Below are 20,260 nucleotides of genomic sequence, written 5' to 3' on the forward strand. Positions count from 1 at the left end.
TCTGTTCTTTCTCGCCGTCCGCCCGTTTAACCAGTGCAAACTCTGGACCGCAAGGGCGCGCAAGCGGTTTCCTCGCGTTTTACCGCGCGAGCGCGCCATGTTCTGGCGCAAGAGCGGAAAACGGGCCGAGAAGCCGTGTCTAAACAGCGAAGGCGACGATTTCGCGGCGTCAGGCCTTGTCGAGGCCGTAGAGCGAATGGAGGGTCCGGACCGCCAGCTCCGTATAAGCCGCCTCGATCAAAACCGAGAATTTGATCTCCGAGGTGGTGATCGCCCGGATATTGATCCCTTTTTCCGCCAGCGCCTTGAAGGCCCGCGCGGCGACGCCGGGGTGGCTGCGCATGCCGACGCCGATCGCCGATATCTTCACCACGTCGGTCGCGCCATGCAGGCTTTCGAAGCCGATCTGCGATTTCACTTTTTCAAGGATCGCTCTTGTTCGGTCGAAATCCGCCGCCGAGACCGTGAAGGTCATGTCCGTCGTCCCGGAATCCTCGGACGCGACCTGGATGATCATGTCCACGTTCACGCCAGCCTCGGCGAGAGGCATGAAGATCGCCGCCGCCACGCCCGGGTGATCTGCGACCTGGCGAAGGGTGATCTGCGCCTCGTCCCTTGAAAAGGCAATTCCGGTGACGATCTGGCTCTCCACGATATCCTCCTCATCGCAAATCAGGGTGCCTTGCCGCGGGTTGGCGGGATCGTCGAAAGAAGATCGCACGAAAGTCTTGACCTTGTGGATCATGGCGAACTCGACCGAGCGCACGTGCAGCACCTTGGCCCCCAGGGAGGCCATTTCCAGCATTTCCTCGAACGCGACGCGGTCGAGCCGCCGCGCCTTGGGGACGATTCTCGGATCGGTGGTGTAGACCCCGTCGACATCCGTATAAATATCGCATCGGTCCGCGCCGACGGCCGCCGCGACGGCGACGGCGCTGGTGTCGGAACCGCCGCGCCCGAGCGTCGCGATCCGCCCGGTTTCCTTGCAGAGCCCCTGAAATCCGGCGATCACGGCGACCTCGCCGCGCTTCGAAAACCCCTCGAGGATCGCCGCGTCGGCGACGTGCTCGATCCGGGCGGTCCCGTGCGCGTTGGAGGTCAAAATCGGTATTTGCCAGCCCTGCCAGGATCTTGCGGGAATGCCCATGCCTTGCAGGACGATCGCAAGCAGGCCGGCGGTGACCTGTTCGCCCGACGAGATCACGGCGTCGTATTCGCGCCGGTCGCAGTTTTTGGCCGCCTCGTCGCACCATCCCACCAGTTCATTGGTCTTGCCGGCCATGGCGGAGACGACGACGGCGATATCCGCGCCAGCGGCGCGCTCGCGCTCGACATGACGCGCGACATTGCGGATGCGTTCGATGTTTGCGACCGAGGTGCCGCCGAACTTCATGACAAGACGCGGCATAGGTCGGAAACCAACTCCCTTGTTGACGATTTAACCTCATCAACCCGAGCGTCGCCATCTTTCAGACGGGCGCCGGGGCCGCAGCGGCTTTCCTTTCCGCTTCTCCCGTTGGATAAGCGTCCGAAGCGGCGCATATACACGCAAACGGCAAAATCGCAAGTCAACGGACATCAGCCATGACGCAACAGGAAAAAATTCGTCGCGATTCGACAGTGGATCCCGAGGATGTCGCGCGATTTGACCGCATCGGCGCGCAATGGTGGGATGAAAAGGGGCCCATGGCGGCGCTGCACAGGTTCAATCCGGTCCGCGTCGATTATCTGACCGGCCTTTTGAGCCGCCATTTCAAACTGGCTGGAGCTCCGCGCGACCCGGAAGCGGCGCGCCCGCTCGAAGGGCTGAAGATCCTCGACGTCGGCTGCGGCGGCGGGATCTTGTCGGAGCCGCTCGCCCGGCTGGGCGCTGAAATGACCTCGATCGATCCCGCGAAACGGAATATCGAAGTCGCCCGGGCCCATGCGCAGCGCGCCGGACTGTCAATCGATTACCGCAACGTAACGGCCGAGCAGCTCGGCGCCGAGGATCATACCTTCGACGCGGTTCTCGCGATGGAGGTCATCGAGCATGTGCGCGACGTTCAAGGTTTCTTGCGCCACGCCGCGGCGATGGTGCGTCCGGGCGGCCTTCTCGTCGCGGCAACGCTCAACAGGACGCTGAAAAGCTTCGCTTTCGCCATCGTCGGCGCCGAATATGTCCTGCGCTGGGTTCCGGCCGGGACGCACAGCTGGAGCCAGTTCGTGACCCCGCTCGAACTCGCAAGGGCCCTTCGCGGCGCGGGCCTCCACGTTCGCGACGAGACAGGCGTCATCTACGATCCCTTCGCGCGCGAGTGGCGGCTTGGACCCGACATGGACGTCAATTACATGATCGCGGCGGACCGGCCGGACGCGTGACCGCCGCCGGTTCGAGGCTTTTCCGTTCGCAGGCCTTCATCGGCGGTCGATGGGTCGACGCCTCGGACGGACGCGCGTTCGAGGTCCATGATCCAGCCGATGGCGCTCTGATCGCAATGGTAGCGGACTGTACGCCGGACGACGCGGAAGGCGCCGTCGCGGCGGCGCATCGGGCGTTCCTCTCGTGGCGCGGCGTCACTCCCCTTGAGCGCGGGCGCGTCTTGCGGCGATGGTTCGATCTGATCGCGCTCCATGCCGAGGACCTCGCGGCGCTCCTCGCGCGCGAGCAGGGCAAGCCGCTCGCCGAGGCGAGGAGCGAGATCGCCTATGGCGCGTCCTTTGTCGAATGGTTCGCTGAAGAGGCGCGCCGGATCGAGGGCGACATCGTCGCATCGCCCTCCAAGGGCCGCGAAATCCTGGTTCTGAAGGAGCCGGTCGGCGTCGTCGCGGCGATCACCCCGTGGAATTTTCCCAATGCGATGATCGCGCGAAAGGTCGCCCCGGCGCTCGCGGCGGGCTGCGCTGTTCTCGTCAAGCCCGCCGCGGAGACGCCGCTTTCCGCGCTCGCCCTTGGGGTTCTGGCGCAGGAGGCGGGCCTGCCGCAAGGCGTTCTGAACATCCTTCCCTCGACGCGGGCGCAGGAGATCGGCTCGGCGTTCACACGCCATCCCCTGGTGCGCAAGATCTCGTTCACCGGATCGACCGCCGTCGGCCGCCTGATCATGCGCGACAGCGCCGGGACGATCAAAAAGCTGTCGCTGGAGCTTGGCGGCAATGCTCCGTTCATCGTGTTCGACGACGCCGACCTCGACGCCGCCGTCGCAGGCGCGATCGCCTCGAAATACCGCAATTCCGGCCAGACCTGCGTCTGCGCCAACCGGTTTTATGTCCAGAGCGTGGTCTATGACGATTTCGCCGCGAGGCTCGTCAAGGCCGCCGCCGCGCTCAAGGTCGGGGGCGCGTTCGAGCCCGGCGTCGAGCAGGGGCCGCTGATTTCGCTCAAGGCGCTGTCGAAGGTCGAGGCGCTCGTCGCGGACGCCAGGGCGAGGGGCGCGAGGGTGTTGCTTGGCGGCGCCCGCCATTCGCGCGGCGGAACATTCTACGAACCGACGGTTCTGGGCGACGTCCCGTCCGGGGCGCAACTTCTGTCCGAGGAGATCTTCGGTCCCGTCGCGCCGCTCGTCCGGTTCGAGACGGAGGAGGAGGCGATCGCGCTCGCCAATGCCAGCGAGTTCGGCCTCGCCTCCTATTTTTACGCCCGCGATCTTGGCCGGGTCTTCCGGGTCGCGCGCGCCATCGAGGCTGGCATGGTCGCCGTCAACGAAGGATTTCTCTCGATGGTCGAGGCGCCCTTCGGCGGAATCAAGCAATCGGGGATCGGACGCGAAGGCTCCCGCTACGGGATCGAGGACTATCTCGAGCTGAAATATGTGCGCCTCGGGGGGCTGGAAGGCTGAACGCGGCGACGTCGCCGGTCCTCAGTGGCCAGCCTTAAACCGGCATCCCCCGCTGCGGCTCCAGGCGTCCTTCAGCAGCTCATCGCTCGGCGGCGTCTTGTCGATAATCTTGCGCGCCGACGAGACGCCCGTGAGGGGCAGTCCCGACGGATGCTCATGGCGCGCCGAGAAGCAATAGTTCGCTCGTGTAAAATTCGTGGACTTCGCTGAACGGCGTCTGGTCGGCGTTGAAGACGAGGGCGCTGTGTTCGAACAGCCGCCAGGGAATATCGAGCGGCGCGTCGGGATGCTCGGGCGGGCTCGTTCCGTCGCCGGCGCCTTTGGCGGCCGGGGTCCAGAACATTTCTACCGCAAAGGTTTTCCGGTGCGGCTTCAGATCTCGCACGGCGCGGCCGAACGGCGTGTCGGTGGTGGCGAGTATTTGGTTCATTTCCGGGCTGAGCCGCGAGGGGACGTACCAGTTCTCGGCTTCCGAGAGCACCAGATCGCCGCAGACAAGTTCGACATGGCGGTAGGCGACCGGCTCGCCGGATTCGATCTGGAGCCGCCGCCGCTGCTCGTCGGAAACGGGCCTGTCGCGCCCGGACACGATCCGCGCCGCGATTTTGCCCGCGGCGGGGAACTTATGGTCGGCGCACCATTGGTCGAGGAACGCCGTCGCCGTCGACGCGCTGAGGAGGCCCGTGTTGAGAGACTCGAGCAAAGCCTGCGCCTGCCCGCGCGCCTGAAGCGTGTCCGGCCAGCCTTTTCCGCTCCGGGTCACGGCGTCGCCCAAAACCGCCGAACCGCTAAGGCTGAGCATCACGCTGAATCCGATCCCGAGTAATTTCACGGTCGTCTTTCAATTTCACACACGTCTCTGCAATTTCACACGCGACTTTGCAATTTCACAAACGCGTTTCCACGCGTCTTCTAAGCAGCGCCTGCCGACAGAACTTCTCGCCGCAGCGCAGCAGGGCCGCTTGCGAATCCTCATAGCACGAACTTGTCGCGGATCTCCAATCGTCAAGCCAGCCGCCGGGGGGCCTAAGCTTTGCCGGGATCTTATGGACTTGGATCCGCAAAGGCGATACATCTCAGCGACTTGTTCCTCCTGCCGCTCTTCCCTGATCCTGGCGGCGCTTCCCCGGCGAGAATATGTTTCAACGGCTTTATCAATGGACGCTTCGCCTTGCGGAAAGCCCGCATGCGCCCTGGACGCTGGGCGTGATCGCCTTCGCGGAGAGTTCGTTCTTCCCGATCCCGCCGGACACGATCCTCGTCCCGATGTCGCTGGCGAAGCCGAAACAGGCCTGGGCCTACGCCTTGATCTGCACGATCGGCTCCGTCGCCGGCGCGCTTCTCGGCTACGCCATCGGAGCGCTGCTGTTCGAGACCGTCGGAAAGTGGCTGATCAATCTTTACGGCTACGGCGCGCGCGTCGAAGAGGTCAAGACGCTCTATGCGCATTGGGGCTGGGCGGTGATCCTCCTCAAGGGACTGACCCCGATCCCGTTCAAGATCGTGACGATCACGAGCGGACTTCTGTCATACAGCTTGCCGATTTTCGTCGTTTTGTGCCTGATCACGCGCGGGGCGCGGTTTTTTCTACTCGCCCTCCTGCTCAAGCATTTCGGCGAGCCGATCAACGCCCTGCTCGATAAATATTTCGGCTGGTTCCTGGCGGGGCTCCTCGCCATCATAATTGTGGGTTTCTGGATTGCGACCCGCGTGATTTGATCGCGACATGCCGTTGACCCCATTTCGCATCGCCCTCGCCATTCTACTGATCGCCTCGGGTTCCATCGCCTCGGCCTGGACCCTTCAGGTCCTGGGTTTCGCGCCTTGCGAGCTTTGCCTGAAGGAACGGATTCCCTATTATGTCGGGATCGCCCTCGCCGGCGCCGCCTGTCTGCTGGCGTTAAATCGATCAACGGCTTTATTGCCCGCGGCGTTCGGGTTCATCGGCCTGATCTTCGCCGCCAGCGCGATCTTCGGGGGCTACCATGCAGGCGTCGAATGGGGCTTCTGGCCGGGTCCGAAAGACTGCACCGGGCCGCTTGACCACACCCAATCGGTCAATGATTTCCTGACCCGATTGCAAACCTTCAAAGCGGTGCGCTGCGACGCCGTCGCCATCCGGATTTTCGGGCTTTCCCTCGCCGCCTGGAATGCGGTGATTTCCGTCGCGCTGGCGGGCCTCGCCGCGGCCGGAGTGGGCGCGTGCGCCGATAAACGTTTGTTTTCATAGGTTCGCGCAGAGATTAACGCGCGTCAGGGCGCGGCTGCGAGCCTCGCCCTTGCACGAAGCTTTTCGGTTTCGCTTTTCAACTGGCCGCAGGCGGCGAGAATGTCGCGCCCGCGCGGCGTGCGGACGGGGCTTGCATAGCCCGCGTTGAAAACGATGTCGGAAAATTTCTCGATCGTCGGCCAGTCGGAGCATTCGTAAGGCGCGCCCGGCCACGGGTTGAACGGAATGAGGTTGATCTTGGCCGGGATCCCTTTCAGAAGCCGCACCAGTTCGCGCGCCTCCGCGGGCGAGTCGTTGATCCCCTTCAGCATAACATATTCGAAGGTGATGCGCCGTGCGTTCGAGGCCCCGGGGAAGGTCCGGCACGCCTGGAGGAGTTCGGCGATCGGATATTTCTTGTTGAGCGGCACGAGTTTGTCGCGCAGATCGTCGCGCACCGCATGAAGGGAAATCGCCAGCATCGCGCCGGTTTCGGAGCCCAGTTCGGCGAGGCGCGGGACGACGCCCGCCGTCGAGACCGTGATCCTCCGCTTCGACAGGGAGAGGCCGTCGCCGTCCGACAGGATCGCCACCGCGTCCCGGACGTTCTCGTAATTATAGAGCGGTTCGCCCATGCCCATGAAGACGATATTGGAGATGGCCCGCGAGCCTTCGGTCGGGAGCAGGCCGTCGGCGGGAGGGGTCAGACCGGGAAAATCGCCTATCTGCTCGCGCGCGATTATAAGTTGAGAAATGATCTCTTGAGCTGATAAATTGCGGACAAGCTTTTGCGTCCCGGTGTGGCAGAATGAACAGGTCAGGGTGCAGCCGACCTGACTGGAGACGCACAAAGTGCCCCGATCGCTTTCGGGAATATAGACGCACTCGATCTCGGCGCCTTTGTCATCCGGGGCGCCTTTGTCATTCGGGGCTGGGTCGAGGCGGATCAGCCATTTGCGGGTGCCGTCGGAGGAGACCTGCACGGCGGCGACCTTCGGCCGGTCGAGCGTGAAGCTTTCTGCGAGCCTGGCTCGTAATGGCTTGGCGACATTGAGCATCGAGTCGAACGAGGTCGCGCCCTGGAAATAGATCCAGCGCCAGAGCTGGGCGACACGCATCCTGATTTCGCGTTCGGGCACGCCCACGGAGGCGAGGGCTCCGGCAAGTTCGGCGCGGGTCGCGCCGGCGAGAGACCGGGGGGGCGAGCGCGGGGAGGGCGGCGAAGGCGGCGTTTCCGCGACGAGACTGGACGTGATCATCACGGATTCCTAGCATAGCGGCCGTGATTTCTCCACCGGCTCCGCGCGCAGGATCCGCGCGCTGGAGCATATTCTTCTCGATTGGAGCAAACCCATCCAATCGAGAAGAATATGATCAAGCTTTTGACTCTGGAGCGATTTCTGATCGAGCGCATGAAGTCATGCGATCGGAAAGCGCTCTAAACCGCCAATGAGGACGCAGCATGTCAGCGCATCGAACATTCTCTGTCCAGATCCTTGCCCTCGCTGCGGCATGGGGGATCGCCCCCCTCGTCGCCCGGGCGGACGAATGTTTGCTGAAGAACAGCGTGCCGTCGATCACGACGACGGGTTCGGCCAGCGCCGAGGTGGAGCCCAATATCGCGACGATCACGCTCGGCGCCGTCACCGAGCGGCCTACCGCGTCCGAGGCCGCGAGCGAGAACGCCCGCGCCGCGCAGGCGATCGTCGCTGAAATCAAAGCGCAGGGCGTCGAGGCGAGGGATGTGCGCACGCTCGCCGTGACGCTGTCGCCGGTTTACGACGAAACCCTCGACGCGAACGGCAGGCTGATCAAACGAAAGCTGCGCGGCTACAGCGCCCGCAACGATCTCAGCATTCGCGTCCGGCAGATGGCCAAGGCCGGCGCGCTTGCGCGCCAGCTCATCGACAAGGGCGCGAACAGTTTTGGCGGCGTCGTTTTCGAATATGAATCAAGGGAAGAAAAATTCGACGCCCTGCGCACCGCCGCCGTGCGCGACGCGCTGCGCAAGGCGACCTCCTACGTCAACGGTCTCGGGCTGAAACTCGGACGGGTGCTGGAGATTTCCACGCCTTCGCCGCACGCCTTCGCCCCCGCCGCCATGGCCAAGAGCGTACAAAGCGACCCAGCGAGCGCGATCCCGATCGAGCCCGGCGTCGAGACGCTTCAGACGGACGTGCAGGTCAGCTGGGAACTGGCGCAATAGAGCGCTTTCCGATCGCATGACGTCATGCGGTCGATCAGAAATCGCTCCAGAGTCAAAAACTTGAGCATATTCCGATCGTAATATGCTCAAGGCCCTGTCAGGCCTCGTCCGGGTTGTCCGGGCGCGTGCGAAGGGCGTCGGCGAGGCGCATCTTCGCGGACCCTGGCGCCAGGGGCTTTTGCTGGCTTTCGTGCGGCGCCCAGCCGGATATAAAAATGAGTTCGAAGGTTGCGCGCACGCGTCCGTCCGGGTCGGCGAAACGCTCGGCGTAAATCTGCGCCGCGCGGGCGAACAGCGCCCGCGGAGGCGGCGCGCGGCGGCGCGCTTCGAGCGCATTGGACGCGCCCATCGCGCGCAGATCGGCCATCAGCCCGAACATATCGGCGTAGCGCACGCTCAAAGGCTCGCTGTCCGCCACTGGCAAGGCGAAGCCGGCCCTTTGCAGCAGCCCGCCCAGATCGCGAACATCGGCGAAGGGCGCGACGCGCGGACTGACGCCGCCGCAAATCTCCGTCTCGGCGGCGGCCAAAGCCGTCCGCAATTCGTTGAGGCTCCGCCCGCCGAGCAGGCAACCGAGAAAAAGACCGTCAGGCTTCAGGGCATGCCGAATCTGGACGAGCGCGCCGGGAAGATCGTTGGCGTAATGCAGGGCCAAAGCGGACACGGCGAGATCGAAGCGCGCTGTCGCAAGCGGAACGTATTCCTCGTCTCCGACGACGGAAAGAAGGCGGGCGCCGCCGAGGGTTCGAACCAGCGGCGCGACGCGCGCGACGAAGCCGGCTCCAGCCGCGGCGGAAAGCCTCTCAGCCAGGGCGGGCGAGGGCGTGCCGAGGTCAATGATTGAAGTGAAATCGCGTTTGACGGCTCCGCGACGTTCGCAGATGTCATCGATCGCGTAACGAAGCAGAAAGTCGGCGCCCTGATCGCCTTGGACGCCCTCGCTCTGGGCGAGGGCGCGAGCCTGCCGGCGCCGGATCAGGCCGCGATCGAAAATTCTGGTTGGCGGCGCGGCCATGAGGCTCCGGCGGGGTTCGCGAGCGTGAGCGCGGCTCAGGTCATCTTCAGAGCGGCCATGTACAGCTCGAGAATAGCCTCCATCTCCTTGCGCTCGGAATGATCCTGTTTGCGCATCCGGACGATCTGCCGCACCACCTTGACGTCGAAGCCGCGCCCCTTCATCTCGGCGTAAACGTCGCGGATGTCATCGGAAATGCCTTTCTTTTCTTCCTCCAGCCGCTCCACCCGTTCCACAAACTGAGTCAGCTCTTGCGCCGCTACCCCCGTTTCGGCGATGTCTGCCGTCATTCCTGAATATTCCTTATCTGCTGCGCGTTGCGCGCCGGACGGCCCTGCCGCCAGACCGAGGCTCGCAATGCGGCCTCGCCGCGCGGGCGTCAAGCGATTTGGCGGGCAATCCCCGCAATCCCTCGTTCGCTCTGCCGTGCTCTCAACCCCGGCCCCGGCCCGTCCGGCTCGGGGAGAACTCGACGCGGCGAAGCTCGGGCCGATTCAATATCGGGCGCAGGACCCGCGCCAGCTTGTCCGCGAAAGCGGCGGCGTCGGTTGCGGTCGCGACAAGATCCTGCCGCGCTTCGACGAGCAGCCCGGCCAGTCCGCGCCGCGTGACCTCCTCGTCGAGCGTATCGCCTTCGAGGGCGCCGTCGTAGGGCTCGTTGTCGCCGGTGACGAAACCTTCGTCCCTCAACGCGGCGATCAGCGGCTTGGCGAAACGCTCGTCGCTGTCCCACAAAATCCCGATTTCCCAAGGTCTTGGCGTGTCTTTCAGGACCGGGGTGAAGCTGTGCACCGAGATCACTGCGGGAGGGGGGCCGCTGGCGATCATGGCGTCGAGCTTCGCGGTGATCGCCGCGCGATAAGGCGACCAGAAGGCCGCGCGCCGCCGCTCGATCTCCGCCGCGCCGATTCGCGCATTGCCGGGAACGATCTGCCCATCGGCGATTCGCATCACGAGGGTCGGATCGTCGGCGCCGCGGTTGGGATCAATCAGGAGACGCGAAAAGCGTGACAGGATCGCCGGGGCGCCAAGATCCGCGGCGAGCCTGCGGGTGATCCAGGCGGCGCCAATGTCATAGCCGATGTGGCGATCAAGCTGACCTTGGGGCAGGCCAAGCGTTCCGTAAGAGTCCGGAAGCGCATTGGTCGCATGATCGCAAAGCAGGAGGACTGCCGAATCCGGGGCGCCTTCGATATATTCGATGGCCTCATGCGTCGTTCCCGGCGGCGGGGGAGAATGCTGCAAGCGGGCGGATCCAGCTGAAGGGAGACGAATGTGCGGTTTGAAGCCCGGAAGCCCGGAAATTTGGCCGGAAGTCCCGGAAACGACGCCGCGACAGGGCTTCTATCGCAGGCCGAAGAGCCGCGCCACCCCGATCAGGCGCGGATGGCGGTTTGCGCCAAGCTCGTGTACAGCAAGCTTATGTACAGAATGTGCGCCGCGCGCCCGGCCCCGGCGCGGCTCGCTCCCGCCGGACTTCACCCTGCAACCTCGACCTTGACGCGAATGAAGCAAGCTATTATCCCGGCCATGATCGCGGCCGCCGCCGCTTTTGTCAGCATCCCACCAGCATATGCGGATTTTCGCCTCTGCAACAACACCAACGGCAGGGTGAGCGTTGCGCTCGCCTATACCGATGGCGAAATCTGGGTCAGCGAGGGCTGGTGGAATCTCAAGGCCAGCGCATGCGAGACTTTGGTGCGAGGGCCGCTTGCCGCCGAATTCTATTATGTTTACGCGATGGACGAGCGCGGCGGCGAATGGAAGGGCAAGGCCTTTATGTGTTCGCGCGATCGCGAATTCCGGATTCTCGGGCGGGAAGATTGCTTCGTCCGCGGGTTCGACCGGACCGGTTTTTTTGAAGTCGACACCGGCAAGGACGCGAAGAACTGGACGGTTCAATTGACGGACCCGGTGGAAACGCGGCCTACTCCCTGAATAAGATCTGGAATTTGGCTCGGAATAGGGTTTGACGAGGCTCGAATGCTGCGGATGCGCCGGTGCAAAATCATCGCGACCCTTGGGCCGGCCTCGGCGAACGAGGCCGTCGTCGCCGCGCTGGTTAAAGCCGGCGCGGATGTGTTCCGGATCAATATGAGTCACGCGACGCACGAACAGATGCGCGCCCAGATCAAGATCATCCGGACCGTCGAGGCGGAGCTGAACACGAGGATCGGCGTCCTTCTCGATCTGCAGGGGCCGAAGCTGCGCATCGGCGCCTTCGCCGATCGCGCGGTCAAGCTGGTCAAGGGCGCGACCTTCACGCTCGACAACAATCCGGCGCCCGGCGACAACGCCCGGGTCTGGCTCCCTCACCCCGAGATCCTGCTCGCGCTGAGGCCGGGGCACACCCTTTTGATCGACGACGGCAAGGTCCGCCTTACCGTCGCCTCGGCGGATGCGGGCCGCGCGGTCGCCATCGTCGAGATCGCGGGCGAAATCTCCAACCGCAAGGGCGTCAGCCTGCCCGACACCGAGATTCCGGTCTCGCCGATGACCGCCAAGGATCGCGCCGATCTCGAAGCCGGGCTTCAGGAGGGTGTCGACTGGATCGCCGTCTCCTTCGTCCAGCGGCCCGAGGATGTCGTCGAGGTGAAGAAACTCACCCGCGGACGGGCGCTGGTGATGTCGAAGATCGAAAAGCCGCAGGCGATCTCGCGCCTCGACGAGATCGTCGAGGTGTCCGATGGATTGATGGTCGCGCGCGGCGATCTTGGCGTCGAAATGCCGCTGGAAAGGGTTCCCGGTCTGCAAAAGCGGATCAACCGGACCGCGCGCCGCCTCGGGAAACCCGTCGTTGTCGCGACCCAGATGCTGGAATCGATGATCAACGCTCCGGTTCCGACGAGGGCGGAGGTGTCCGACGTCGCCACCGCCGTCTTCGAGGGCGCCGACGCGGTCATGCTTTCGGCGGAAAGCGCGGCCGGGCAATATCCCGTGGAGGCGGTTGCGACGATGAACAAGATCGCGGCCGAGGTGGAGCGCGATCCTTACTATCGCGGCATTATCAGCGCGCAGCGCGCCGTGCCCGAAGCGACGGGCGCCGACGCGATCGCCGTCGCCGCCCGGAATGTCGCGGAAACGCTGGATTTGAAGGCGATCGTCGCCTGGACCTCCTCGGGCGCGACAGCGATGCGGATCGCGCGCGAGCGGCCGGAGGCTCCGGTGCTCGCCTTGACGCCGCATCCCGAAACTGCGGGCCGCCTCGCCCTCGTCTGGGGCGTTCACGCCATTGTCGCCAAGGACGCGCATGACATCGACGACATGTCGTCGCGGGCCTGCAAATGGGCCGTGCGCGAGGGCTTCGGCAAGGCCGGCGACCGGATCATCGTCGTCGCCGGCGTTCCATTCGGCTCGCCCGGCGCGACCAATATGGTCCGCATCGCTCTGCTCGACGACGAGCCCGACTGAGTGAAGGGGCTGGGCCCGCCGGAAGATTGCGGGTCAAACGAGCCGCGCGAACGCCTGCCAATGTAACGCCTGCCAATGTGCGGAATCAGCCGCCGGAGCTTGCAACGCAGAGGGGAAAAATGCTTGTTCTCATCCTCGGGATCGCCGTCTTTCTCGGCGTGCATGTCCTTTCGACCTTTCGCGATACGCGGGCGGACCTCATCAAAAGGTTCGGCGCCGCCGTCTTCAGGATCGGCTATTCCGCCGCCGCGATCGCCGGATTCGTTCTGATCGTGTGGGGATTTTCCCGTTACCGGGCGGAAGGCCTGATCCACGTCTGGAGCCCGCCGCTCTGGACCCGCCATCTGACGATTATGCTGATGTGGTTCGCCTTCATCGCGCTGGCTTGCATGAACCCGGCGCCCGGCAGGATCAGGGGCTGGCTCCGCCACCCGATGCTCGTCGCCATCAAGATCTGGGCGCTGGCGCATCTTCTGGTCAACGGCGATCTTGGCGGCATGATCCTGTTTGGTTCGTTTCTCGCCTTCGCCGTCTACGACCGCATCGCGGTGAAGAAGCGCGGCGATCTCGGCGCCCCGAGGATCACGTCCTTCACCCGCGCCGACGCCATCGCCCTCGGAGCCGGAACCCTCGCCTATCTGGCGATGATCGCCCTGCATCCGGTCCTGATCGGCGCGCCCGTCCTGACGTGACTCGTGGATAGACCGTAAACGGCGTAAGCCAGGGATGTAAAATCATGGAAAAATCCGATTACGACGAGACGACGGCGTTGGCGCAATTGCCAAATCTCGATATCGAAATCCGTCATCGCCGGCCCTGGGAAGGCGGCGAGGAGATGGTTGCGATCACCTTGCGGGCAAGGCCTTCGTTCGACGCGCTGTTCAATCTGTCCGAAGCCGGCAATCCCATGCTGTTCTGGATGCGGGCGATGGAGGCGGCGTGGTCGCCCTGGCTGCGCCTCATGAATCCGCCGCGGCCGCCGGAACTTGGCCGCGACGACAAGTCTGCCCGCTAGAGCGCTTCCCGATCGCATGGGGTCATGCGATCGATCAGAAATCGCTCCAGAGTCAAAAGCTCGAGCATAGTCTTGTCGATTGGATTGATTCATTCCGATCGGAAGATGCTTTTGAGAGCATTGGCAAAACCACCGTGTGAAGGATCCGGCGGTCAAAATCTAACTCTTGGAACCCACTTCCGGACACTGGACGGAAACGTCCTGGAGGTCCGCAGAGGGCCGCCAAAAGCGGTCGTCGGATCATCAAAAGCCGCGTCCATGCTCAAGCGCCTGCTAACGTGGCCGCTCGCCTGGTTTGCAAGCTGTGCAGGAATAAAATATCGTCAATGCGATCAGCGCAGTTACCGTTGTTTGTATCGGAGAATGAGGATGAATTCGAGGTCTATGTTGCTCTTCTCCGGGGTAATATTGACAGTTTTCGGTAACCTGGGCTCTGCGTTGAGTGCGGATCAGCTAAAGTACTCGGCAAAAATTCCATCCTCGATCGTAACGCCTGACGTGGTCCACACCTCGATTGGCGCCCTGCACTACAAGGATGGCGCGCCCGACAAGAACACCGTGACTTTAGTTTACGATCAGCTTGATCTTAGTCGTGGGATTGAGACTTTCATGCAGGGAATGCCAGCGACTTCGGTCTATGCCATTTGTCGTGGTCTCAGCGAGGTCGGCGTAAGGGAGAACCAGACATTTGGCATGACTGAAAGTCTGATGGATGCCCGTTCGCTCTTCCTCACAGCCAATACAACGACCCCCTATGTCCTATCATGTCTCAACCTCAATACGGGTCCCGTTGTGTTGCAGGCGCCCCCTGGTGTTCTCGGGCCCGTCGATGACGCCTATTTTCGCTGGGTCACGGACATCGGCCTGACCGGACCAGACGCTGGTAAGGGCGGTAAATATCTGTTTCTGCCTCCAGGCTATTCTGGCAGTGTGCCCACGGAGGGCTATCACGTCATCAAGTCGTCAACGAACCGACTTCTCGTGTTCTTCCGTGTATTCGTGGAGCACGGCGACATCGCCGCCGCCGTCAAGAGCGTGAAGACAAACAACCAGGTCTACCCGCTGGCAGCGGCTCAAACCTCACCGCAGACGACGTTTGTCGATATATCCGGCAAGCAGTTCAACACTATCAGTTCGAACACGTTTGAGTTCTATGATGAATTGAATTCTGTTGTTCAAAGCGAACCAGCCAACTTCGTGCCGCCGGAAACCGTTGGCCTGTTTGCAGCCATTGGCATCAAGAAGGACAAGCCGTTCAGCCCCGACGCACGGATGAAGAAAATTCTGACTGATGCCGTGGCAATTGGAAATGGCGCCGCACGCGCATTGTTGTGGGCTCCGCGTGACCCGCGGACGAAATTCTATGCTGACCGGCAATGGGAAACTCCCTTCGTCGGCAACAGCTATCTTTTCGCCGATGGGGCGGAACGTATACTCGACGCGCGCTCGATGTTTTTCTATTACGCAACGGGCATTACACCAGCCATGGCTGATGCGAAGCCTGGTACGGGTTCGGCTTACGCAGTGGCTTTCCTAGACTCCAAGGGCAATGCTCTCGACGGAGGAAAAACGTACAAGCTCACACTGCCGGGTCCGGTCCCCGCCAAGCAGTTTTGGTCATTCGCGGTATACAGCAACCAGTCGCGCTCCCTTCTGGAAACTGATCAGAAGTCAGCCGGAATCGACAATGCCGCGCCGGGGCTGAAGGCAAATTCCGACGGGTCGTACACTGTTTCGTTCGGGCCTAAGCCGCCTATGGGCCAAGAAAAAAACTGGGTCCAAACCATGCCCGGCAAAGGGTACAATGTGATCCTGCGGCTTTATGGTCCCCTGGAACCTTGGTTCGACAAGTCATGGAAGCCAGGCGACTTCGAGTTGAGCCACTAGAGCGCTTTCCGATCGCATGACGTCATGCGATCGATCAGAAATCGCTCCAGAGTCAGTAGCTTGAGCATATTCTTCTCGATTGGATTGATTCAATCCAATCGGACTATGCTCTAGGTGTTTGGACCCGCCGGTCGAGGCGCGCCCGGCGCTGCTCAGGACAAGCTTTGGACGAACGCGCGCTCAGGAGGCAGGGCGGCGTCGTGATCGGGCGGCGCTGGACGGAAGAACAGCCACGTGCTGAAAAGGATCAACGCGCCGCAACCAATCAGCACGCTGTTCTTGCGGATGGCTTGCGTCAGCGTTTCCAGGTCGTCCTGGGGGTCTGGTTCGCGGGGGCGCATTGAATAGGTGAGGAGTCCCGCCACGCCCAAGACCGCGGGCACGATTTTCAGAAATACGATCAGGTCCATGAATCTCGGTTCCGATGTCGCCAAAGCGCTTCGGCCCTTATACTCCAATTTTTGACGTCCAGATCATTTGTTCCAGCAAGGTCCCCGCAAGGTTCCCCGGTAGATGCCGGAAGCGCGGTTTTCCGGCGATCGGCTACCCCCCGAACAAGGTCTCGAAGAAATTGCGCTCTCTTGGAGCTGAAGGAGCCGAGGGAATCTGCCGGGCTTCGCCTCCTTGCGGGATCAACCCCGGCGGCAGCAGTCCGCCGGAACGGCCCGGCCGTTCCGTCTGGGCGCGCGAGGTCTGACCCGCCCCGCCCGGCGGCGCGCTTCGCGCATCCCCGACATTCTGGACGGGCGCGCGGGGGGCGTTCTGGGCGACGGGCGGCGCAAACGGCCAGAACGGATTGGCTTCCTCGCCTGGAGCGCTTTGTTGCGGCGCACCCTGCCAGAGGCCGCCGGGAAGAGGCTGCGGCGGAACGCCCTGATGCGCGACGCGCATGAATCGCGACCAGATCTCGACCGGAAGATTGCCGCCCGAGGCTTTCCTCGTCGGCGAACTGTCGTCGTTGCCGAGCCAGACGCCGGTGACGAGATGGCTCGTGTAGCCGATGAACCAGGCGTCGCGCCAATCCTGGCTGGTGCCGGTCTTGCCGGCGGCCTGCCAGCCGGGAACGTCGCCCTTGCGCGCGGTTCCGGTGAGCAGGGTCTCCTGCATCATCGTGTTCATCATCGCGTCATAGGCGGGATCGATGACGCGGCCGTTGCTGGCGCCCTTGCGCTGGTAAAGCAGCTTCCCGGCGCTGGTCTTCACTTTGGAGACGATCTGCGCCTGCACGCCGACGCCGCCATTGGCGAAAGGCGCGTAAGCGGTGACGAGCTCCAGCGGCGTGACTTCGGAGGTCCCGAGCGCGATCGAGGCGTTGGTGTTCAACTCCGAGGCGATTCCGAGCCGGTGGGCGGTCTTGACGATCGCCTTCGGCCCGACCTCGACGCCAAGCCGCACGGCGACGGTGTTCAGCGAGAGCGACAGGGCCTTCGTCAGCGTGACCGGGCCGAAATATTCGTGGGAGTAATTCTCCGGTTGCCAGCCCTTCACATTGACCGGGGCGTCCTCGCGCACCGAGCCGGGGGTCAGACCATGTTCGAGCGCCGTGAGATAGACGAACGGTTTGAAGGCGGAGCCGGGCTGCCGTTTGGCGAAGACCGCGCGGTTGAACTGGCTGTCGGAGTAATTGCGTCCGCCGACGAGCGCCTTGATCGCCCCGTCCGGGTCCATCGCGACGATCGCGCCCTGGCTCACGCCGAACGCCTCGCCTTTGCGGTCGAGCTCCTCGCCGAGCGCCTTCTCCGCCGCGCCCTGAAGGCCCGCGTTGATCGTCGTCGAGACAACGATGTCCTCCTCGACCGCGCCGATCGTATCGTCGAGGACGTCCATCACATAATCGGCGGCGTAATTGACCGACCCGGCGCCCTGGTCGCGCACGGCGTAGGCCGGATGGGCGAGGGCGAGCGCCGCCATCGCGTCGGTGATCAACCCGTCCTGCGCCATCGCCGCGAGGACCTGCGCCGCGCGTTCCGAGGCGCCCGCGGGATTGCGGTTGGGCGCGAGCTTCGTCGGCGCCTTCATCAGTCCGGCGAGCACGGCCGCCTCGGGCAGCGTCGCCTCGCGCGCGCCGTGGCCGAAATATTTGCGCGCCGCGGCCTCGACCCCATAGGCGCCGGAGCCGAAATAGACCCGGTTCAGATACATCTCCAGAATCTGGTTCTTGGAATAATGATGCTCCAGCCAGAGCGCCAGGATCGCCTCCTGGATCTTGCGCGAGAGGGTCCGCTCCTGGGTCAGGAACAGGTTCTTGGCGAGTTGCTGGGTCAGGGTCGAGCCGCCCTGCATCGCGCCGCCCGCCGCATTGCGCGTCAGGGCGCGCAGGATGCCGAGCGGGTCAACGCCGTAATGCGAATAGAACCGCCGGTCCTCGATCGCGACAAAGGCTTTGGGCAGATAGGGCGGCAGATCGGCGATCCTCACCGCGGCACCGCCGGTGTCGCCGCGATTGGCGAGCAGAACTCCGGAATCTGAAAGAATGGCGATATTGGGCGGGCGCTTCGGCACCGCGAGTTCGTCGATCGGCGGCAGCTTCGCCACGTAATAGGCGACGACGCCCGCGCCCCCGACCGCCGCCCAGACGCAGAGAATGAAGCACCAGTAGAGAAAACCGCCAAGGAGCCTGCCCCGCCGCGCGCGCCGCCTGCGCGGCGTTTCGGCGCGTCCCGCTCCCGGCTCCCGGCTCCCGGGAGTGCTGCGATATGTCATGCCGTCCGCCGCCGCATCGAGAAAAACTCCGGAGCGCAGGCCCCGCCGCGCCGCTTTCACCAGGCTTCGTTCCATTTAATCCGGGCGGCTTAAGGGCTCGTAAAGGCGAAGCGAGGGCGATGAAACGCCGCCCTGGCCGCCGCGCGTCGTAAAAGCCGCCGTTTCCTGCGTCAAAGCCGTGCGCAACCCTTGCGTCCGACTTGCGATTTCCCCGCAGCCGCGCCAAAGTCCACGCCCCGCGCCGGACCGCACGGCGCGCGAGGGGATGAACCACCGCCGATTGGATGCCCATGAAAGTCACTCTCGAACGAGCGGCGCTTTTGAAGTCGCTCGGCCATGTTCACCGCGTGGTGGAGCGCCGCAACACGATCCCGATCCTTTCCAACGTCCTGTTGCAGGCGGACGGCCGGTTCCTGACCCTCAAGGCGACCGATCTCGATCTTGAAGTCACTGAACGACTCGCGGCCGACGTCGGCCAGGCCGGGGCGACGACGCTGCCCGCCCATATCCTCTATGACATCGTCCGCAAGCTTCCCGACGGGGCGCAGGTCTCGCTCGAGACGAGCGGCGAAAGCGGCCAGCTGCAGCTGCGTTCGGGGCGTTCGCGATTCCTGTTGCAATCCTTGCCGGAGAGCGATTTTCCGGATCTGACGGCGGGCGAACTCAGCCACGATTTCACCCTTGCCGCGTCCGATCTCAAAAAGCTGATCGACAAGACCCAGTTCGCCATCTCCAACGAGGAGACCCGCTATTATCTCAACGGCGTCTTCCTGCACGCCGCCGACGTCGAGGGTCATCTGATGCTGCGCGCCGTCGCGACCGACGGCCACCGGCTCGCGCGGGTGGATGTTCCGGCGCCGAAGGGCGCGGCGGGAATGCCGGGCGTGATCGTGCCGCGCAAGGCGGTGGCGGAGGTGCAAAAGCTGCTTGACGATCCGGCGCAGGAGATCCGCGTCGAGATTTCAACCGCCAAGGCGCGTTTCACCTTCGGCGATATCGTGCTCACCTCTAAACTGATCGACGGGACGTTCCCCGATTACGCCCGCGTCATTCCCGCAGGCAACGACAAAAGACTTGTCGTGGACCGCGCGCCCTTCGCCGCCGCGGTCGATAGGGTCTCGACGATTTCCTCGGAGCGGGGCAGAGCGGTCAAGCTCGCCGTGTCGGAGGGCAAGCTGACCCTCTCGGTCACAAACCCTGATTCGGGTTCGGCCTTCGAGGAGCTCGACGTCGATTACGATGCGGCGCCGATGGATATCGGCTTCAACGCTCGCTACCTGCTCGACATCACCGAACAGCTCGACAGCGACACGGCTTTGTTCAAACTCGCCGACCCCGGCTCGCCGACGCTGGTGCAGGACCAGGACGGCGCCAGCGCATTGTATGTGCTGATGCCGATGCGGGTGTAGGAGAACGGCGACCCCTCTCAGCGAAATCTACTTCTCGTTCTCCAAGATGCGCATCAGCAGTTCTTTTCCGCCTTCGATGGATTCGTCGCCGCGAAAGCGGGAGATTTCCAGATGGTTATCCTCGAAAATGTCGATTTCTACCCTCTCGCCGACAAAAGTAGCGGATAAGCGAACCGTATCGGGCCTCGTCCGTTCAATAAAAAAATGCACGTTTGCAGCTTCCAGAGCTTTAATGGTGTCAAAAATTGCCGACGACATCTGCGCGCCTCCTTGTCATGGCTTACGAAAACGATTTTCGAAAAGAAGTGTTTTAGCCTTCTTCGCCCCTGGAAGACCCGCCTTCGCATAATTCAGAAGTTTGCAGGGGCGCGCGCGTAAGGAAAGCAAGCAGCAAATTTAGATTCATTTTTTATGATGGCGGCTTTGGCCCCGGTCGATGCACAGGCGGTTGAACCTCCGACGATGCATAATGCCACGCCCGTTGGAAGGCGCTGACCTTGCCCCTTGAATGCCCTCGTTCATAACCAGACTCTGTTCTCTGTCTGATCCTTTTGAACCCTGTCGGCGAACTCGGCGGGCGTGAGCCC

General features: G+C 63.3%; 20 protein-coding genes. 11 read left to right on the plus strand and 9 right to left on the minus strand.

Annotated elements, in window-relative coordinates; all coding sequences use genetic code 11:
* Window positions 1-169 precede the first annotated feature (169 nt).
* Window positions 170-1,408 (minus strand): aspartate kinase, encoded by a 1,239-nt coding sequence (locus BM177_RS11830; RefSeq protein WP_091682529.1) that lies wholly within the window; start codon window positions 1,406-1,408, stop codon window positions 170-172.
* A gap of 176 nt (window positions 1,409-1,584) precedes the next feature.
* Between BM177_RS11830 and ubiG the strand changes: the two genes are divergently transcribed.
* Both ubiG and BM177_RS11840 read left to right on the plus strand, forming a co-directional pair.
* Window positions 1,585-2,361 carry a bifunctional 2-polyprenyl-6-hydroxyphenol methylase/3-demethylubiquinol 3-O-methyltransferase UbiG gene (ubiG, locus tag BM177_RS11835; protein ID WP_091682531.1) on the plus strand — a complete coding sequence of 259 codons (777 nt, stop codon included), beginning with the start codon at window positions 1,585-1,587 and terminating at the stop codon, window positions 2,359-2,361.
* Window positions 2,358-3,818 (plus strand): NAD-dependent succinate-semialdehyde dehydrogenase, encoded by a 1,461-nt coding sequence (locus BM177_RS11840; RefSeq protein ID WP_091682532.1) that lies wholly within the window; start codon window positions 2,358-2,360, stop codon window positions 3,816-3,818. The genes ubiG and BM177_RS11840 overlap by 4 nt, the downstream gene beginning before the upstream one ends.
* Before the next feature lie 154 nt (window positions 3,819-3,972).
* On the opposite strand, the gene BM177_RS11845 is transcribed toward BM177_RS11840, so the two are convergent.
* Window positions 3,973-4,620, minus strand: a complete 648-nt coding sequence (locus BM177_RS11845; protein ID WP_139223598.1) for a hypothetical protein — start codon at window positions 4,618-4,620, stop codon at window positions 3,973-3,975.
* 335 nt (window positions 4,621-4,955) lie between these two features.
* Between BM177_RS11845 and BM177_RS11850 the strand changes: the two genes are divergently transcribed.
* Entirely contained in the window at window positions 4,956-5,537 is a 582-nt protein-coding gene (locus tag BM177_RS11850; protein WP_091682534.1) for a YqaA family protein, read from the plus strand.
* 7 nt (window positions 5,538-5,544) lie between these two features.
* Window positions 5,545-6,048, plus strand: a complete 504-nt coding sequence (locus BM177_RS11855) for a disulfide bond formation protein B (protein ID WP_091682535.1) — start codon at window positions 5,545-5,547, stop codon at window positions 6,046-6,048.
* 23 nt (window positions 6,049-6,071) lie between these two features.
* On the opposite strand, the gene rlmN is transcribed toward BM177_RS11855, so the two are convergent.
* The gene (rlmN, locus tag BM177_RS11860; protein WP_091682536.1) at window positions 6,072-7,286 is read right to left on the minus strand and encodes a dual-specificity RNA methyltransferase RlmN; all 1,215 of its coding nucleotides are present in this window, start codon (window positions 7,284-7,286) and stop codon (window positions 6,072-6,074) included.
* A gap of 203 nt (window positions 7,287-7,489) precedes the next feature.
* On the opposite strand from rlmN, the gene BM177_RS11865 reads away from it, so the two are divergent.
* Window positions 7,490-8,233 carry an SIMPL domain-containing protein gene (locus BM177_RS11865; protein WP_091682537.1) on the plus strand — a complete coding sequence of 248 codons (744 nt, stop codon included), beginning with the start codon at window positions 7,490-7,492 and terminating at the stop codon, window positions 8,231-8,233.
* Window positions 8,234-8,330: 97 nt separating this feature from the next.
* On the opposite strand, the gene BM177_RS11870 is transcribed toward BM177_RS11865, so the two are convergent.
* The 3 genes from BM177_RS11870 to BM177_RS11880 form a co-directional block, all read right to left on the minus strand.
* Window positions 8,331-9,248 carry a methyltransferase domain-containing protein gene (locus BM177_RS11870; RefSeq protein ID WP_091682538.1) on the minus strand — a complete coding sequence of 306 codons (918 nt, stop codon included), beginning with the start codon at window positions 9,246-9,248 and terminating at the stop codon, window positions 8,331-8,333.
* Window positions 9,249-9,283: 35 nt separating this feature from the next.
* Complete coding sequence (locus BM177_RS11875; RefSeq protein WP_091682640.1) at window positions 9,284-9,538, minus strand: DUF2312 domain-containing protein; 255 nt, start codon at window positions 9,536-9,538, stop codon at window positions 9,284-9,286.
* 142 nt (window positions 9,539-9,680) lie between these two features.
* Window positions 9,681-10,493 (minus strand): N-formylglutamate amidohydrolase, encoded by an 813-nt coding sequence (locus tag BM177_RS11880; protein WP_091682540.1) that lies wholly within the window; start codon window positions 10,491-10,493, stop codon window positions 9,681-9,683.
* 30 nt (window positions 10,494-10,523) lie between these two features.
* On the opposite strand from BM177_RS11880, the gene BM177_RS11885 reads away from it, so the two are divergent.
* The 5 genes from BM177_RS11885 (at window position 10,524) to BM177_RS11905 (ending at window position 15,561) form a co-directional block, all read left to right on the plus strand.
* The gene (locus BM177_RS11885; protein ID WP_425284394.1) at window positions 10,524-11,186 is read left to right on the plus strand and encodes a DUF1036 domain-containing protein; all 663 of its coding nucleotides are present in this window, start codon (window positions 10,524-10,526) and stop codon (window positions 11,184-11,186) included.
* A gap of 45 nt (window positions 11,187-11,231) precedes the next feature.
* Entirely contained in the window at window positions 11,232-12,659 is a 1,428-nt protein-coding gene (pyk, locus tag BM177_RS11890) for a pyruvate kinase (protein ID WP_091682543.1), read from the plus strand.
* Between the two features lie 119 nt (window positions 12,660-12,778).
* Window positions 12,779-13,351: an NnrU family protein gene (locus BM177_RS11895; RefSeq protein ID WP_091682545.1), complete on the plus strand. Its 573-nt coding sequence runs from the start codon at window positions 12,779-12,781 to the stop codon at window positions 13,349-13,351.
* Between the two features lie 44 nt (window positions 13,352-13,395).
* Entirely contained in the window at window positions 13,396-13,674 is a 279-nt protein-coding gene (locus tag BM177_RS11900; RefSeq protein ID WP_091682548.1) for a hypothetical protein, read from the plus strand.
* Window positions 13,675-14,058: 384 nt separating this feature from the next.
* Complete coding sequence (locus tag BM177_RS11905) at window positions 14,059-15,561, plus strand: DUF1254 domain-containing protein (RefSeq protein ID WP_210185905.1); 1,503 nt, start codon at window positions 14,059-14,061, stop codon at window positions 15,559-15,561.
* A gap of 152 nt (window positions 15,562-15,713) precedes the next feature.
* On the opposite strand, the gene BM177_RS11910 is transcribed toward BM177_RS11905, so the two are convergent.
* Window positions 15,714-15,971: a hypothetical protein gene (locus tag BM177_RS11910; protein WP_091682550.1), complete on the minus strand. Its 258-nt coding sequence runs from the start codon at window positions 15,969-15,971 to the stop codon at window positions 15,714-15,716.
* A gap of 133 nt (window positions 15,972-16,104) precedes the next feature.
* Window positions 16,105-18,264, minus strand: a complete 2,160-nt coding sequence (locus BM177_RS11915) for a transglycosylase domain-containing protein (RefSeq protein WP_244532282.1) — start codon at window positions 18,262-18,264, stop codon at window positions 16,105-16,107.
* Between the two features lie 290 nt (window positions 18,265-18,554).
* On the opposite strand from BM177_RS11915, the gene dnaN reads away from it, so the two are divergent.
* Window positions 18,555-19,673 carry a DNA polymerase III subunit beta gene (gene dnaN, locus BM177_RS11920; RefSeq protein ID WP_091682555.1) on the plus strand — a complete coding sequence of 373 codons (1,119 nt, stop codon included), beginning with the start codon at window positions 18,555-18,557 and terminating at the stop codon, window positions 19,671-19,673.
* A 27-nt stretch (window positions 19,674-19,700) separates the two neighbouring features.
* Here dnaN and BM177_RS11925 read toward each other — a convergent pair whose 3' ends face one another.
* A complete protein-coding gene (locus tag BM177_RS11925; protein ID WP_091682557.1) occupies window positions 19,701-19,931 on the minus strand; it encodes a hypothetical protein in 231 nt (76 codons plus the stop codon).
* Between the last annotated feature and the right edge of the window lie 329 nt (window positions 19,932-20,260).

The sequence above is a fragment of the Methylocapsa palsarum genome (assembly GCF_900114285.1).
Taxonomy (GTDB): domain Bacteria; phylum Pseudomonadota; class Alphaproteobacteria; order Rhizobiales; family Beijerinckiaceae; genus Methylocapsa; species Methylocapsa palsarum.

Excerpts from the sequence above, each read along its gene's own strand:
- BM177_RS11870 (WP_091682538.1), bottom strand. The coding sequence starts at position 9,248 with ATGGCCGCGCCGCCAACCAGAATTTTCGATCGCGGCCTGATCCGGCGC.
- BM177_RS11925 (WP_091682557.1), bottom strand. The coding sequence starts at position 19,931 with ATGTCGTCGGCAATTTTTGACACCATTAAAGCTCTGGAAGCTGCAAAC.
- BM177_RS11845 (WP_139223598.1), bottom strand. The coding sequence starts at position 4,620 with ATGCTCAGCCTTAGCGGTTCGGCGGTTTTGGGCGACGCCGTGACCCGG.
- BM177_RS11905 (WP_210185905.1), top strand. The coding sequence starts at position 14,059 with ATGTTGCTCTTCTCCGGGGTAATATTGACAGTTTTCGGTAACCTGGGC.
- BM177_RS11915 (WP_244532282.1), bottom strand. The coding sequence starts at position 18,264 with ATGACATATCGCAGCACTCCCGGGAGCCGGGAGCCGGGAGCGGGACGC.
- BM177_RS11910 (WP_091682550.1), bottom strand. The coding sequence starts at position 15,971 with ATGGACCTGATCGTATTTCTGAAAATCGTGCCCGCGGTCTTGGGCGTG.
- ubiG (WP_091682531.1), top strand. The coding sequence starts at position 1,585 with ATGACGCAACAGGAAAAAATTCGTCGCGATTCGACAGTGGATCCCGAG.
- BM177_RS11875 (WP_091682640.1), bottom strand. The coding sequence starts at position 9,538 with ATGACGGCAGACATCGCCGAAACGGGGGTAGCGGCGCAAGAGCTGACT.
- BM177_RS11895 (WP_091682545.1), top strand. The coding sequence starts at position 12,779 with ATGCTTGTTCTCATCCTCGGGATCGCCGTCTTTCTCGGCGTGCATGTC.
- BM177_RS11855 (WP_091682535.1), top strand. The coding sequence starts at position 5,545 with ATGCCGTTGACCCCATTTCGCATCGCCCTCGCCATTCTACTGATCGCC.
- pyk (WP_091682543.1), top strand. The coding sequence starts at position 11,232 with ATGCTGCGGATGCGCCGGTGCAAAATCATCGCGACCCTTGGGCCGGCC.
- BM177_RS11830 (WP_091682529.1), bottom strand. The coding sequence starts at position 1,408 with ATGCCGCGTCTTGTCATGAAGTTCGGCGGCACCTCGGTCGCAAACATC.
- BM177_RS11900 (WP_091682548.1), top strand. The coding sequence starts at position 13,396 with ATGGAAAAATCCGATTACGACGAGACGACGGCGTTGGCGCAATTGCCA.
- BM177_RS11850 (WP_091682534.1), top strand. The coding sequence starts at position 4,956 with ATGTTTCAACGGCTTTATCAATGGACGCTTCGCCTTGCGGAAAGCCCG.
- BM177_RS11865 (WP_091682537.1), top strand. The coding sequence starts at position 7,490 with ATGTCAGCGCATCGAACATTCTCTGTCCAGATCCTTGCCCTCGCTGCG.
- dnaN (WP_091682555.1), top strand. The coding sequence starts at position 18,555 with ATGAAAGTCACTCTCGAACGAGCGGCGCTTTTGAAGTCGCTCGGCCAT.
- rlmN (WP_091682536.1), bottom strand. The coding sequence starts at position 7,286 with ATGATCACGTCCAGTCTCGTCGCGGAAACGCCGCCTTCGCCGCCCTCC.